The following is a 14,685-nucleotide window of genomic DNA, read 5'->3' as shown; positions in this document are numbered from 1 at the left end:
CGAACGCCGTCCCCGGATACCGTCCCGGACCAGCGTTCGGTTCTCGGGTTCCGTCGGCTAGTCGGACGCCTCGACGGCTCTCCGGGGTTCGAGCGACTCGACCATCTCGACGACTTCGTCGTCGAGTCCGTGCTCGGTCCAGTCGCGCTCCCGCGGGATTCGAGCGCGGTACGTTCCGACATCTTCGAACAGTTCCTCGAACACCTCGCGCTCGCGTCGGACGACCTCGTCCAGTGATTCGACCATGTCGCCGTCGTCGACCAGGGAATCGTAGGCGTGGAAGTACTCTCTGAGCCGGCCGTCCCACTCGAAGTTGCAGATGGAGCTGATTCCCTTCATCGCCTCCTCCGTCGAGAGCGGTTCGCTGGTGATGTGGTCGTTGTTGGGCGCCGCCTGCAGGAACACGATGTTGTCGACCGAAGCCTGCTCGACGTACTCCGCCGTGGAGTACAGCGAGCCGACGTCGGTGAAGTCGCGGCCGTCGTCCGAGAGGAACTTTCCGTTCAAGTAGAGCAGCGCCGTCGCCGGCAGTTGGCTCGCGCCGCCGAACCGGTCGTCGACGTACTCATGGACCTCGTGGCGGAGTCGGTCCTTCAGCGAGTCGTGCGTGAGTTCCACCTCGGAGAACGACTCGATGTTGTAGGGCTGGAGGTTCACACCCAGCGGGTAGCCGAACGCTTCCCCGTCCGCGCCGACCCAGAGTCGGTCGTCCGAGAGGAAGTTCGCGCCCTCGCGGAGCAGTGAGAGCAGCGTGTTCGTCTTGCCGGCCCCGCGCCACGCAGGGAACAGCGTCGTCTCCCCGTCTAATTGAATTCCGGAGGCGTGCACGAGCGCCCTGCCTTGCTCGACCATCCGCTTGCGTATCTCGAACTCCATCGGGTAGATGGCGTAGAAGGGCTCGAATCCCGGCGTGACCTGGATGTGGTCCCACCCGGGCGTGACCGCCATGAACGAGGAGCCGTTGCGCACCACGAACTGCTCGCCCGTCCACCCGTAGTAGTCGCTCGGGTCGCCGAGGACGACGTCGGGGTCGACGTCCTTCGTCGTCTCCTCGATGACCATGTCGGGTTCGCGCGTCGGCGACGACACCCGGAAGTGGCCGTACATCTTCCTGAACTGGTCGTCCGTCCGTCCGCCGGAGCCGCTTACCTCGACCAACAGACCGTCGAAGAACTCGTAGTAATGTTTACTCATATCTGGGTACTATAGATTCTCTGCTGGAAGGCGGTCCGTGAGTTCGGAAACCTCATACAAGGACACATGTGGAGAGTCTATATTGTTATACAACTCAAAAGACGCCGGTCCGAATTAAAGCCGGGGTAGTATCACGTTTCCCTCCGAGTCTGCCGGTGACATACCGTCTCACGGAATATTCCTAACGACTCGTTTCGGAGTCGAACCCCGTCGAACGAATGAGCACTTCGCCGGTCGAGATGATGGACGGGCACGCACGCTCCCTCCCATAGGCCCTTTCGACCCCGTAAGGAGCGGTTCCTGCACCACCGGGAAGGACGTTCGTGGAACCAAGTGGGCCAGACTCACGCGGAACCGACGGCGAGAGATGAAGCCGACGGTTACGTCCCGTTCACTTCGCACGAACGGGTATCCACATCGGATGTTGGACTGCCCGAGGGTCCACCCGACGTTCGTCACTCGTGACCGTCGACGACGGTCGCTTGACGGTCGAGGACCGTTCGAGAACCCGAGAAGCTGCAGTGAAAACGAGAGGGGACGATAGCGGTGAGAACGACGCCGCGGTCAGGGCAGCAGCACGGGAAGCTGTCGGAGAACCAGATACCCGAAGACGACGAACCCGGCGCGTACGACCCAGTTGAGGCGGCTCCACCAAACCGGGATACGGTCGGTTGGCGCGAGGAGGGTCCGGACGACGAGGAGACCGAGGAAGGAGACGACGAAGTAGAACTCCGGCGTCCACATCTCCAAGGCGAACAGGGCCACCCCGAGCAGTATCATCATCGCCGCCTGCGCGACGGCGAAGATGCGGAACCGCTCCCCGCCGTCGGACCACTGCTGTCGCTGCGGTGTCGACGCGCGGTAGCTTCCCGAACCGTCGGGCGCGACTCGCTCGGCCTCGTTCCCCTCAGACGTGGTGTTCTCGTGCATTGTGTCTCGTTGTCGGTCTTCGTTCGTGCGGACGTTCGTATCGATCGGTGTTTAATATTTCGACTGTCATGAATTTGTGCCGGAAGGGGGTTTTCAGATCATGTCGCGGATGTCTTTGATGTCGTGGAGGATGTTCCAGTTGATGCGCGAGTCGAGCGCCACGACGGCCACGGTGTACGTTATCACGCCGACGAGGACGAGGACGATCAGTTCGACGAACGCCGGAACCGACGTCACGACCTGTCGGGTCCAGTAGACGGTGGCACCCATGAACGCCGCCGCGGGCAGGGGGTAGACGAACTCCAGCAGCAGCCGTTTGAAGTCGGCCTCGACGGACTTCGCCGCCAGGTAGGTGTCGAGGGGGAACATGATCACCGCGTAGACCGCGGTGATGACGAACGCGGTACCGGTGAGACCGTACGCCACCGTCGCCGGGTAGATGGGAATCGCCATGAAGACGATGGCGACGAGTTGGAGCTTCACCAGGTAGTCGGGGTGGCCGGTCGCCTGCCAGACCGACCCGTACGCGGAGACGAACCCGCGTATCATCCCGTAGACGGCGAGAATCTGCATCGGAACGACCATCGGCATCCACTGCTCGCCGAGGACGGCTTCGACGAACGTCGGCGCGACCATGGCGATACCGATGGCCATCGGCGCGGCCAGGAACGAGGAGATGCGCACCGTCTTGTAGAACGCCGGTCTGAGCCGGTCTAAGTCGCCCTGTATCTCCGAGTAGGCCGGGAAGGAGACCGTCGAGATGACGTGCGTCACCTCCGTCGCGGGCGCGTTGGAGAGCCGGTAGGCCATCTGGTAGAACCCGAGCGAACTCGCTGCGAGGAGCCAGCCGACGAAGTGGTCGTCCCCCTCGTTCCGGATGTAGTTGGTGATGCTCGCGCCCGTGATCCACTTCCCGTAGTCGAACATCTCGCGGGCGCGTTCGACGTCGAAGCGCGGCCCCGGCCGGTAGCCGTGGAGGACGTAGGACAAGAGCGTCCGAATGACGTTCCGAGCGAGGTAGCCGAAGACGAGCGCCCACGCCGTCGGACTCCAGAGGGCGTACGCGAACGCGGCGATGAAGTACGCCGCCTCCCCGCCCACGTCGTACACGAACTCCTTGTGGAAGACCAGGTCCTTCCGGAAGTAGAGTATCGCCGGGTTCCGAAGCCCGAGGACGAGCGGTCCGAGCGCCATCACCGGGAGGATATCCACGACGACCGATTCGCTGTAGAAGCGGCCGATGAAGGGGGCGCTGAGGTAGAGCAGCCCCGCGAGGACGGCGCCCCGAACCGCGTTCATTATCCAGGCGGTGTCGAGGTACGGGTCGACGTTCGACTCCTGGTTGTAGATGAGCGCCTCGTCGAGGCCGAGTTTCGAGAAGCGTTCGAGACCGATGATGACCAACATCCCGATGGCGACGATACCGAACGCTTCCGGCGTGAGAAGCCGGGCGAGCAGAATCGCTGTCAGGAGCTGGAAGACCCTCCCTGAGACGTTGAGCGCGGTCGCCCAGATTCCACCGGTGATGGCCCGTTCTTTGAGCGTCCCGCCGGGCGTGAGTACCTGCTTGAGCCGGACGAACGCGTTTCGCAGCCGGTCGATGATGTTCGGCATCTACCCGGACACTCTATTCTGTCTGTCGGTTTCGCCCCGGCGACCGTCCCCGCGCCACCGACCGCGGACGCTCCGGTCCCGGCCGCTCGACGCCCGCGAGCCGTCTGCACCCGCGTAGAGGCGACACGGAGGTGATTTCGACACGCGACCGACTCGCACTCTCTCGTTCATGTTTCCCGTCAGTTGTGATTTTAGCCAGTTAGTTAATTAGTGTAAACCCGAACTGAACGACTCGTAAAACAGAAGAACCGGGTCCGTAACGGTCGTACCTCCGGATACCGAGCGAGCGTCTCGACACCACCCGAAGGCCGACTAACGGCTACCTACTACGCGAACATTCGGGAAAAATGCATAGTAGGAGCGAATTAACAAACCCGAATCATATCGCATACTCCATCCATGAACAGAAGACTCTCCCGAGACGCGGGGAGGCCTCCGTCGCGCTTCGTGCGCGGCAGTTTCACACAGAGCCGCGTCGGCGGGCGCGGAACGGAGACACTCGACGATGGCTGATTCGCGCGACCGCATCGTCGTCGTCTCTCAGCAGTTCCCGCCGGACACGAGCGGCCACGCCTCGCGGATGCGGGACATGACCACGAACCTCCAGCGGATGGGCTGGGACGTCGACGTCCTCGCCCCTCCGCCGAGTTTCCCCCACGGGGAGTTCGAGCAGCGGTGGAGCCGAAGCGAGACGCAGGAGATGGAGGGGGTGACCGTCCGCCAACTATGGAGCTGGCAGCCGACCGAGTCCGACCCCCACGCCCTCTCCCGGTTAGCGTACTACATCACGTTCGCGTTCCACGCGACGCTGTGGCTGCTGTTCAACGCCCGTCGGTACGACGTGGTCCTCACGACCACACCGCCCATCTTCACCGGGATAGCGGGGTTCGTTCCCTCGTTCGCCGGCACCCGCTGGGTCGTCGACGTTCGGGACCTCTGGATCGACGCCTCCGTCTCCCTCGGGTTCATCGAGGAGGGCGGGGTTCTGGAACGGGCGAGCAGGGCGTTCCAGCGCCGGGTACTGCATCGCGGCGACCGCATCGCGGTGACGACGGAGATGCTCGGCGAGGAACTGTGCGACCAGTACGGCGATGAATTGGCCGAGAAGATTCTCGTCGTCCCCAACGGCGTCGACATGTCCCGCTTCGGCGTCGAAGTCGGGTCGAAGAGCGCCTCGGAGACCATCTCCGTTTCCACCGGCGGCTCGGACTCGACCGAGGCGGCCGATTCGACGGGCGCGTCGTCGGACGAGCGCCCGGTCATCGTCTACGTCGGGAACATCGGCCACGCGCAGGACCTCCCCGCCTGCATCCGGGCGATGAACCGGCTCGAGAACGACGCGGAACTCAAACTCGTCGGCGGAGGCGACACCGTTCCGCAGCTCAGACGACTCGTCGAGGAGGAGTCCCTCGAGGACCGAGTGACGTTCGTCGACCCCGTCCCGCGCGAGGAGGTACCGAAGCTCCTCTCGAAGGCGGACATCGGCATCGCGCCGCTCGTCAGGGACGAGGAACTCGCCTACGCCATGCCGACGAAGGTGTACGAGTACTTCGGCTGCGGACTCCCCATCGTCGTCACCGGCTGCGGCGAGCTCCGACGGTTCGTCGAGGAGTCCGGCGGCGGCATCCACGTCGACAACGACCCGGATCAGATCGCCGCCGCGTTCGACAGGCTGCTCGAAGACGAAAAACTGCGCACCGAGATGGGCGCCCGCGGGCACGAGTTCGTTCGGACGCGGTACGACCGCCGCCGCATCGCCGAGCGGTTGGACGACAACGTCAGGCAGCTCATCGGGAGGCGCGGGCCGGCCGACGGTTCCGCGCCGGCGGCGAGCCGTGATCTGTCGTGAGCGGCGACGGCTCCTCGTCGCGCCGGTTCGCGGACGTGCGGACGCTGTCGCTGCTGTTCCGGACGGTGTCGAACATGAAACCCAGACAGCTTGCCGGCGTCGCCGACCGGAAGCTCAGACACGCCGTCGTGCCGGCGCTGCCGGTCGACTTCGACGCCCGATACGACCGGCGGGTCCCCGACGACCTCTCGTGCACGCCGGGCCCCCTCCGGGCGAACACGACGGTGCTGCGCCGGAGCCTCTCGGGTGCGGACCGTTCGGCGTTTCGCGCCCGCGCGGCCGAGGCGACGGACGGCGAGGCCACCTTCCTCGACCGCACGATTCGCGTCGAGGGACCCGACGGAGTCGGCTGGCACGACGAGGCGGTGTACGAACCGCCGGCGCTCTGGGCGCTGAAGTTCCACGGCTTCGAGTTCCTCCGGGGGGCGTATCTCGGACACGACGACCCGACCGACTGCCCGGCCGCCACCGAGACGTTCCCCCGTTGGCTCGCCGACTGGCAAGCCGACGAGAGCACGAACATCGGGACCGAGGCGTACCTCCGACGCGCGTGGACCCCCCACTCCGTCTCGTTTCGGCTCCTGAACGCCGCGCGGTACTACGCGTGGCTCGGAGCCGACGAGCGGCACCCGGCGCTCGCAGCGCGTTTACAGCGCCTCCTGTACCGAAACGCCTCGTTCCTCTCGAACCACGTCGAGCACGATATCGGCGGGAACCACCTCATCGAGAACGGCATCGCGCTCGTGGTCGCGGGACTGCTGGTGGACGACGCCGGCGACCCGTGGGTCGACGCCGGCGTGGAGGTGCTGGTCGACGCCGCCGACCAGTTCCTGGCCGACGGCGGCCACTTCGAGTTGAGTCCGATGTACCACGTACTCACGCTGACGCGGTATCTGACCGCGCTCGACCTCCTCCGGAGATACGGGCGGACCCCTCCATCGGAGATTCGAGCGGCCGCCGAGCGGGGAACCGCGTTCCTGCGCGCCATCGCGCCGCCGGACCGGAGGCTCCCCCTCCTCAACGACTCCGTCCACGGCGAGTCGCTGTCGCTTCGAGCGTGTCTCCGTTACGCGAGCGCGGTCGGCGTCGACCCCGGTCCGTCGGCGACGACGGCGATGCCGGACTCCGGCTACTACTGGCTCGGACGCGGCGACGACGCACTCCTCGTCGACGCCGGGGGAATCGGTCCCCCGCACCTCCCGGCGCACTCGCACAACGACCAGTTCTCCGTCCTGCTGTGGGTTGACGGGCGGTCGGTTCTGACGGACACCGGGACGTACGAGTACGCGCCCACCGACAGGCGACAGCACACGCGGAGCGTCGCCGCTCACAACACGGTCCAGTACGGCGACGTCGAACCGATAGACATCGCGGGGAGCTATCTGATGGGCCGGCGCTTCGACCCGAGGGTGCGCCACGGCGTCGTCGACGGCGTGACCGCCTTCGACGGCGCCTACCGGCGGGTCGGCAACGACGCCTACGCCCACCGCCGCCGAATCTACGCCGCCGACGACTGGTGGCTGGTCTGGGACCGGGTCACCGCGGACGAGGCCCGCCCGGTCCGCAGTCGGCTCCACGTCGACCCCGACGTCGCCGTCGACGGCGCGGCGGACACCGGCGCGGCCGGTCTCGGGTTCCGAACCGACGGCGACGCGGACCCGCTCGCCTATCTGTACTCGCTGGAGGCGGCGGAGACGACCGTCGGGACCAGCCCGTACTTCCCGTCGTTCCTGACCGAAGTCGAACGACCGTCGGTTACGCTCCGCTCGTCCGGCGCGGACGTCTCGTTCGGCTTCCTGCTCTCGAAGCGCCCCTACGAGACCGTCGCGCTCGAACGCGACGGCGCCGACCCGCGCGCGCTATCGCTCGACGGGACCGACCGCTCGCTTCCGGATTTGGACCGACTCTCCTGACTCCGGCTCCGACTCTGACTCCGACCCGCGTCCGGTTCGGACGACGGCCTCCAGACGGCCCCGGACCCCCGTTCGCGGACGTATGCCGTCTATAACAATGCCGCATCTGTGCCACCCTACGACCAGAACCCGGCCGCGATCCGACGTCGCGGTCACGCGCGGCGATTCGCCGCGCCGATGGAGGCAGACATGGTAGATATCTCAATCATCATCCCGACGCTCGAAACCGATCCGACGTTCGGTTGGGAGGAACAGCTCGAAGCCGCGTCCGTCGAAGGGGAAATCATCCTCCGCGGCGACGCGACGGCATCGGCAGCCAGAAACGAGGGTATCCGGCGGGCGAACGCCGACAAACTGGTGTTCCTCGACGACGACTCCGACCCGCAACCGGGCTACTTCGACCGGGTGTCCGCGCTCTTGGACGAACACCCGGCCGTGACCGGTCGAATCATCGACACCGGCGCGGAGATCACCCGCGGACTCTCCTCGCAGTACGACCAGGGCGAGGAGGGCCACGCGACAGACGTCGTCGTCGGCTGTAACATGGCCGTCCGACGCTCCGTGCTGGAGGACGTGGGCGGGTTCGACGAACGTCTCCCCTACGGCCACGAGGAGACCGAACTCGCGAACCGCGTCTCCGAGAAGTACGAGTTCTGGTACGACCCGGACCTCGTCGTCGCCCACCCGTTTGCGGACTCGCTGTGGGATTACTACGGCAAGGCCTACCGGCACGGTCGGGAGGCCGTCCCGTACTACCTCATCCGGGGGGAGAACGTCCGCTTGCGACTCCTCACGCAGATTCTCCTCCCGACGAACTATCTCGGCGACTCACCGCGGAAGACGCTGTTCGAGGCGACCAGTCAGGTCGCCCGGTCGGTGGGGCTCATCCACGGCTACCTGAAGTACGCGCGCGACGGCCGGGCGGCGGCGTACGCCGGACGACGTCGGACGATAGAAGAGTGACCCCGTCCTTCCCCACACCCGTCGCGTCCGCCCTCTCGAAGCCGGCTTCCGGGGGCGTTAGCCCCCTCCTACCGAGCGATGCTTTTAGACCGAGCAGGTACATTCTCCAGCTATGGTAAGTCGCTCCCTCGGAGAGCAGGCGCCGGAGGCGAGCGCCGCGGCGGCGTTCCTCGACCTCGCGGTCGCCGCCGTCCTCGCCGTCGTCGCCCTCGGCCTCGCGGTGGCGGTCGGCCCCTCCGCGCTCCTCGCTCCGGTCACAGTCGTCCTCGGCGCACTGTACGTACTCGTGCTTCCCGGATACGCGATCACCGCCGCGCTCTTCCCCGCGCGGTCGCCGTCCCCCGAGACCCTCCGCGTGCACCATCCGACGGTTACCGCGGCGGAACGGGCGGCACTCGCCGTCGGACTGAGCCTGATGGCCACCCCGCTGGTCGTGCTTGGGTTGAACTTCACCGAGTTTGGAATCACGCGGATCTCCGTGCTCGTCGGACTCTTCGTCGTCGTCGCCGTCAGTCTCGTCGTCGCGGCCGTCCGACGCGCGAGAGTCCCGTCCCGCGAGCGGTTCCGACTCCCCCTCGCCCGGGTTACGGGCGGGTCCGGGGGTATCGGCTCCCTTCCGAAGACGCACCTCGTGATCGCCGTGTTCCTCCTCGCGTCGGCCGGACTCGCCGGCGCGACGCTCGCGGAACCGCAGAACGGGGAGCGCTACACCGAACTCTACTTGCTGACCGACAACGGCGAGAACGGTACGCTCGTCGCCGACCAGTTCCCGTCGCAACTCAGCCCCACCGAACCCCGGTCCATCTACGTCGGTATCGGGAACCAGGAGGAGCGAACCGTCGAATACTCCGTCGTCACGGAACTGCAGCGGATGGAAACGGTCGACGGCGAGCGCCGCGTCGCCGCGGAGAGCGAACTCGAGCGGTTCTCCACGACGCTGCAAGCGGGCCAGACGTTCCGCGGGCAGCGTGAACTCACGTCCCGTTCGTCGGTGACCGGCGAGCACCTCCGGCTCATTTTCCTCCTGTACCAGGGGTCGCCGCCGGAGAACCCGACGGAGGAGAACGCGTACCGCTCGACCCACGTGTGGGTGAACGCGACGGCGTCCTGAACTCTCGAACAATGAACGACAACGCACTCGACCGACTGAACCGCCTTCCGACCGACCGCCCGACCACCAGGGGGGCCGAGCGATGAGCGCGTCGTCGGTCCGCGGACCGGACACCGGATGGGTCGTGACGGCCGGGTTCGCACTCGTCGTCGCGCTGACGTACATCCTGTTCTCGACGCCGTCGGCGAGCGCCTACGAGATGTCCATCTACGAGGCGTACCCGTGGTACTTCTGGGCGCTGGCGGTGCTCGCGCTTCTCATCGGCCACTATGCCGTCCTCGAACGCGTCTTCGGGGGGGAGTCCGACAGCGGGGCGTGGCGACTCGGCCTGCTGTTGATTCTGGTCGTCGAAGCGCTGCTGCTGCTGCTCCCGTACTTCCGCGGCTACCCGGTGTTCGGGCGCGGCGACGTGCTGACCCACGTGGGTCAGATCGTCACCATCCAAGCCACCGGCGTCGCCGGTCAGCAGGACATCTACCCGAACCTGCACTTCCTCGTGTTGAGCTTCTCGTACGCGAGCGGCGTCGAACCGATCCACCTCATCAACTCGGTCGCCGTCGTCATCTCGCTGTTCTCGCTCGTGGCGTCGTTCGCCCTGGTGTCGACGGTGTACGACAGGACGCGCGCATTCCTGTCGCTGCCGTTCGTGACCCTACTCATCGGCGGGACGGCGCATGTGAACCCCTCGCCGTTCCCGCAGAGCGTCCTGCTCGTCCCGTTCGTCCTCTATCTGTTCTTCAAAGAGCAGCAGACCCGGTCGACGGCGGTGCGGGTCGCACTCGTCGTCACCGCAGCGGCGATGGTCGTCTACCACCCGCTGACGACGCTGTTTCTCCTGTTCGTCTTCGGCGTCTACACCGCGGCGAAGTTCGTCCACGACCAGGGGCTCCTGACCCGCGACTCCGGTCGGTCCGTCGAGTGGCGCAGCGCGGTCGGCGCGACGCCCATCGCCCACCTCGCGCTCGGGATGTTCGCCGCGTGGTACCTCGACTTCACGCAGGTGACCGGAAAGATACAGACGGTCATCCAGACGTTCGTCGCCACCGAGAGCGGGACGTCCACGCTCGACTCCTACAGTTCCACCGTCTCGGAGGCCAGTCCCGCGCTGATCGACCTCGTCCAAATCGGGGTCGTCAAGTACGGGATGTCGGCCATCCTGCTCTCGCTCGCGGGACTCTACGCGCTCTGGACCCTCTCCTCGCCGGAGCGCCGCCGCGACCTCGACATCTTCCGGACGACGTTCCTCGGCGGATTCGTGCTGTTCGCCGGCCTCGCGGTCCCGTTCTTGATCATGGACCTCGTGGTCGGGTTCGGTCGACCCCTCATGCTCGCCCGAATCTTCGCCGCGCTGCTCGTCGGGTCGCTGTTCTACGCGCTCTACCGTTCGGTGGGTACCGGCGGCAAGCGCGTCGTCCAAGTCGGCTGCTACGTCGTGCTGGCGTGTCTCGTCGTCATCAGCACGTTCGGACTCTACTACTCGCCGTACGCCATCGAGCGGAACCACCAGGTGACGAGCGCCGAACTCGACGGCGCCGACTGGACGCTGGAGTTCAGAGAGCCCGATAACCCGACGATACAGTACGGCATCAACCTCCGCCGGTTCCGCGACGCGCTGTACGGAACGGCGGGCTACACCGAAGACGAAGTCATCCCGGCCAGCACCACCGTCGGACCGCCACCACACTTCAATTACACCGAGCACGACACGCTCGGAGCCAGCTACGAGGAGGACCGGTACATGGTCGTCACGCGGAGCGGGCGCATCTTCTACGAGGAGATGTACCCCGACTACCGCCAGTTCTGGCAGTTCAACGACACCGACTACGCGCGCCTCGAACGCGACGGGTCGGTGTCACACGTCTACGCCAACGGCGGCTACGACACCTACCTCGTCAACAGCACGGTGACCGCGTAGGCCGACGGCGGCGACCCTCGCCGGTCGCTCCCCGACCCTGTTCTTCGACGCTCGGCGTTCTTCTGTCATCGCACTCCGCCTCCGAGGACCGACGCGTTTCCTTAGTGGACCGCAGTGCGACGCGACGCCGAGACGATAGCGGCGGCGGTCGCGCCGTGACCGCGGAACGTACTCTCGGGAGTGCACGCAGTCGGCCGGCGGCCCGCGACCCGGGGCACGGGGCCGTCGCTCGCTTCTCTCGCCGCTCGCATTCCCCCCGACTTCCGAGCGATGCGACCGAGGTCCGAAGCACCGCCGCACCGACGCGGGCCGGCGACGTCCTCCCACGAGCGGACGAACAGCCCCTTCACAGGAGGGAGCCATACCGCGGGACGGCATCCGCGTTCGGATGCTGCGGGAGACACGTCGCTGCGCGACGGCGGCGCCGTGCCTCGGTGTTGTTCGTTCCACTGAGTGTCGAATGACGGTACGACAACGGCGTGACGGCGGCGCGCGAACTCGATTACCGTCGGAACACTCGGACTATATTGACGGCCGGTACGACGTGTCGATACCGACCGATGCGTCCCCTGCGGGCTTCCGCTCTGCGGGCCGCTGGAAGTAATGCGAGTGACCCGTTTCGCCGCGGAGACGCGAGGGGATGGGAGAGCGCGGTGTAGACGGTCTGCGCCGCGTCCGCTCAGCCGTCGAACCGCCAGACTGCCGAAAGAAGAGTTTCGGTTTCGAGTCAGAAGCCGCCGCGTCCGCCGGTCCGAGCCTACCGACCGGAGACGATGGCGTCGATGGCCGCAACGAGTTGGTGACCGATGGTCTCCGGGTCGTTCTCGGCCCGGACCCGCGTCCGGGCGTTCTCGCCGAGGCGCGTGCGGTCGCCGTCGTCCAGCAGTCGCGTCACCTGCGCCGCCACCTGTTCGGACGTCGCCTCCTCCAAGACGACCCCGGTCTCGCCGTCCTCGACCTGTTCGACCATCCCGTGAGCGGCGTTGACCATCGCCGGAAGCGCGGACTGCTGGGCTTCGAGCACCGACCGCGGATAGCCGTCGATGTGCGAGACGTAGACGAAGGCGTCCGCGAGGGCGTAGAGGTCCGCGACGCCCTCCACGAAGCCGAGCACGTAGATGCGGTCGCGGACGGCCGGGTCGGCGACGGCGTCGACCGCCGCGCGCACGTCTTCGAGGTAGGACCCCCCGCCGGCGACGACGTAGGCAACGTCGTCGTGGTCGGCGAGCACCGACTCCATCCCCTCGACGATGGTGCGGACGCCGTCGTACTTGCTGGGATACTTGAGGTTCGTCACCGTTAGGAGCACCGTCTCCTCCTCGATTCCGAACCGCTCTCTGGCCGCCCGCGCCGACCCGTCTTCCCGGTCGGGGACGAGGGGGACGTGGACGACGTGCACCTGCTCCGGCCGACAGCCGGTTCGCTCGACGACGACGTCTTTCAACTCCGCGGAAACGACGACGTAGCCGCGAGCCGACCGGTAGATAGCCTCGTCGAGGGCGTAGGTGAGGTAGTACCGAAGCTTCGTCGCGAGACCGTCGTCCCGTCCCGTTCGGTATATCTCCTCTAACCCCTGCCAGTGGTTACCTTTGAAGCGGAAGACGAACGGGACGCCCCGGAGGACGCAGATGGCGGCGATGAGGAAGCCGAGCAGTCCGAGACAGTCCGACAGCACGGCGTCCGGTTTCGGATCGCTGGTCAGTTCGAGCAGTTGGGTGACCGTGTTCAGGTTCCGTTCGAGGAAGCCGTCGGAGGCGTCGATGTCGACGAGTTCGACCGTCCCGTCGGCTAACGCCAGCGGTTCGGCCACCTCGTGGGAGCGGTGCGCGGTCACCGCCGCGATGCGGAGCGCGTCGGTCATTCCAGCGCCTCGCGGTGGAGTCGGTACACTCGCTCGGCGTGGTCGTCCCACGTCCACCCCTGTTCGAGGAGGCGCTCGCGTCCCTTCCGTCCCATCTCCAACAGTCGCTCCCGGTCGCCGGCCAATTCGGTCAGCGCCTCGCGGAGCGCGTCGGTGTCGCCCGGCGGGATCAACACGCCCGTCTCGCCGTCTTCGACCTGTTCGGGGATGCCCCCGACGGTCGTCGAGAGCACGGCCGTCTCCGATGCCATCGCCTCGTAGATGACGGTCGGTCGCCCCTCGGCGTGACTGGGGAGGACGAGCACGTCCGCGACGGCCAGCCACCGGCGCAGCGCCAGCGAGGTGATTCCGGTGTACACGTGACGGCCCGAGAACCGACTCGACGTGAGGGCGCGCCGGAGCGTCCACTCCTCGTCGCCGCCGTGCCCGACGAAGACGAACTCGGTGTTCGGGAGGTCGAGGTCCGGGAGGACGTCGGCCAGTTCGGGGATGCCCTTCCGCTCGGAGAACTCCCCGACGAACAGCGCCACCGTCGCGTCCGGGTCGATGCCGAGTTCCTCGCGGAGTTCCGCCTTCCGCTCGACGGGGTACCGGGAGGGAGTCGCCCCGATGGGGACCACTTCGACTTTCGAACGGGGGACGCGCCGCGCGGCCTTCTCCGCGAGGGCGTCGCTGACGCAGAGCACCTTCTCCGCGGCGTCGAGCGTCTCGTCGACCTTCTCGCGGACGTCGTCGGCCAACTCGTCGTACTCGTTCATGAAGTGGCCGTGCGAGACGACGAACAGGGGGACGTCGTGTCGCTCGCAGTAGTCGACCATGCCGTAGCCGTCGAGGTAGATGTGGCAGGCGTGGACGACGTCGGGGACGTCGAACGTCTTCTCGACGTACCGCGGGACGCGCTTGGCGAAGGAGTCGCCGGCCCGCCCGTAGAACAGGCGTTTCGGCAGCAGGTAGAAGAAACGCGGGTGGTGGACGCCGTAGCCGTCCCACTCCTCGACGGTGGGGAGCATCGAGTACTCCGAGTGGGGACCGACGGGCGGCGCGAACGGCCGCGGTGAGACGACGTCGACGTCCATCCCGCGCCGCATGAGCGACTGGACGATCCGCTGGTTGAACAGTCCGATGTACGGATTGATGGCGTCCGGATGGTTGACTGCGCTCGCCAGAACGCTGTGAGTCATTACGGTATCGTGGGTAGAATCCGGCCTAAGTTATATCACACCTACTGAACGAACGCCGGGACGAGACGCCGCGGGCGGCCATTCTCTCGAATCGACGACACGTCCGAGCGCGCACTGGTGGCGGCCGACGTGCGAGACGCCGCAACCGACCCGG

General features: G+C 66.5%; 10 protein-coding genes. 5 read left to right on the top strand and 5 right to left on the bottom strand.

From position 1 onward, the window contains the following. Nucleotides 1-57: 57 nt before the first annotated feature. The 3 genes from NDI76_RS13050 to NDI76_RS13040 form a co-directional block, all read right to left on the bottom strand. The gene (locus NDI76_RS13050) at nucleotides 58-1,194 is read right to left on the bottom strand and encodes a hypothetical protein (RefSeq protein ID WP_310924519.1); all 1,137 of its coding nucleotides are present in this window, start codon (nucleotides 1,192-1,194) and stop codon (nucleotides 58-60) included. Between the two features lie 564 nt (nucleotides 1,195-1,758). Then, a complete protein-coding gene (locus NDI76_RS13045) occupies nucleotides 1,759-2,124 on the bottom strand; it encodes a DUF8044 family membrane protein (RefSeq protein WP_310924518.1) in 366 nt (121 codons plus the stop codon). A gap of 93 nt (nucleotides 2,125-2,217) precedes the next feature. Continuing rightward, complete coding sequence (locus NDI76_RS13040) at nucleotides 2,218-3,738, bottom strand: lipopolysaccharide biosynthesis protein (protein WP_310924517.1); 1,521 nt, start codon at nucleotides 3,736-3,738, stop codon at nucleotides 2,218-2,220. Between the two features lie 505 nt (nucleotides 3,739-4,243). On the opposite strand from NDI76_RS13040, the gene NDI76_RS13035 reads away from it, so the two are divergent. The 5 genes from NDI76_RS13035 to NDI76_RS13015 all read left to right on the top strand — a co-directional run bounded on the left by NDI76_RS13035 (nucleotide 4,244) and on the right by NDI76_RS13015 (nucleotide 11,489). Next, entirely contained in the window at nucleotides 4,244-5,587 is a 1,344-nt protein-coding gene (locus NDI76_RS13035) for a glycosyltransferase family 4 protein (RefSeq protein WP_310924516.1), read from the top strand. Next, entirely contained in the window at nucleotides 5,584-7,500 is a 1,917-nt protein-coding gene (locus NDI76_RS13030) for a heparinase II/III domain-containing protein (protein WP_310924515.1), read from the top strand. The genes NDI76_RS13035 and NDI76_RS13030 overlap by 4 nt, the downstream gene beginning before the upstream one ends. A gap of 189 nt (nucleotides 7,501-7,689) precedes the next feature. Next, nucleotides 7,690-8,463: a glycosyltransferase family 2 protein gene (locus tag NDI76_RS13025; RefSeq protein WP_310924514.1), complete on the top strand. Its 774-nt coding sequence runs from the start codon at nucleotides 7,690-7,692 to the stop codon at nucleotides 8,461-8,463. 112 nt (nucleotides 8,464-8,575) lie between these two features. Continuing rightward, nucleotides 8,576-9,574 (top strand): DUF1616 domain-containing protein, encoded by a 999-nt coding sequence (locus tag NDI76_RS13020; RefSeq protein ID WP_310924513.1) that lies wholly within the window; start codon nucleotides 8,576-8,578, stop codon nucleotides 9,572-9,574. 82 nt (nucleotides 9,575-9,656) lie between these two features. Then, nucleotides 9,657-11,489, top strand: coding sequence for a hypothetical protein (locus NDI76_RS13015; RefSeq protein WP_310924512.1), 1,833 nt, complete (start codon nucleotides 9,657-9,659; stop codon nucleotides 11,487-11,489). A gap of 757 nt (nucleotides 11,490-12,246) precedes the next feature. On the opposite strand, the gene NDI76_RS13010 is transcribed toward NDI76_RS13015, so the two are convergent. Further along, nucleotides 12,247-13,350, bottom strand: coding sequence for a glycosyltransferase family 4 protein (locus NDI76_RS13010; protein WP_310924511.1), 1,104 nt, complete (start codon nucleotides 13,348-13,350; stop codon nucleotides 12,247-12,249). Further along, nucleotides 13,347-14,531, bottom strand: coding sequence for a glycosyltransferase (locus NDI76_RS13005; protein WP_310924510.1), 1,185 nt, complete (start codon nucleotides 14,529-14,531; stop codon nucleotides 13,347-13,349). The genes NDI76_RS13010 and NDI76_RS13005 overlap by 4 nt, the downstream gene beginning before the upstream one ends. Nucleotides 14,532-14,685 lie beyond the last annotated feature (154 nt).

The organism is Halogeometricum sp. S1BR25-6, from assembly GCF_031624495.1.
Taxonomy (GTDB): Archaea; Halobacteriota; Halobacteria; order Halobacteriales; family Haloferacaceae; genus Halogeometricum; species Halogeometricum salsisoli.
Note: the sequence above shows the minus strand (reverse complement) of the source record. Positions and strands in the feature narration are given on the sequence as shown.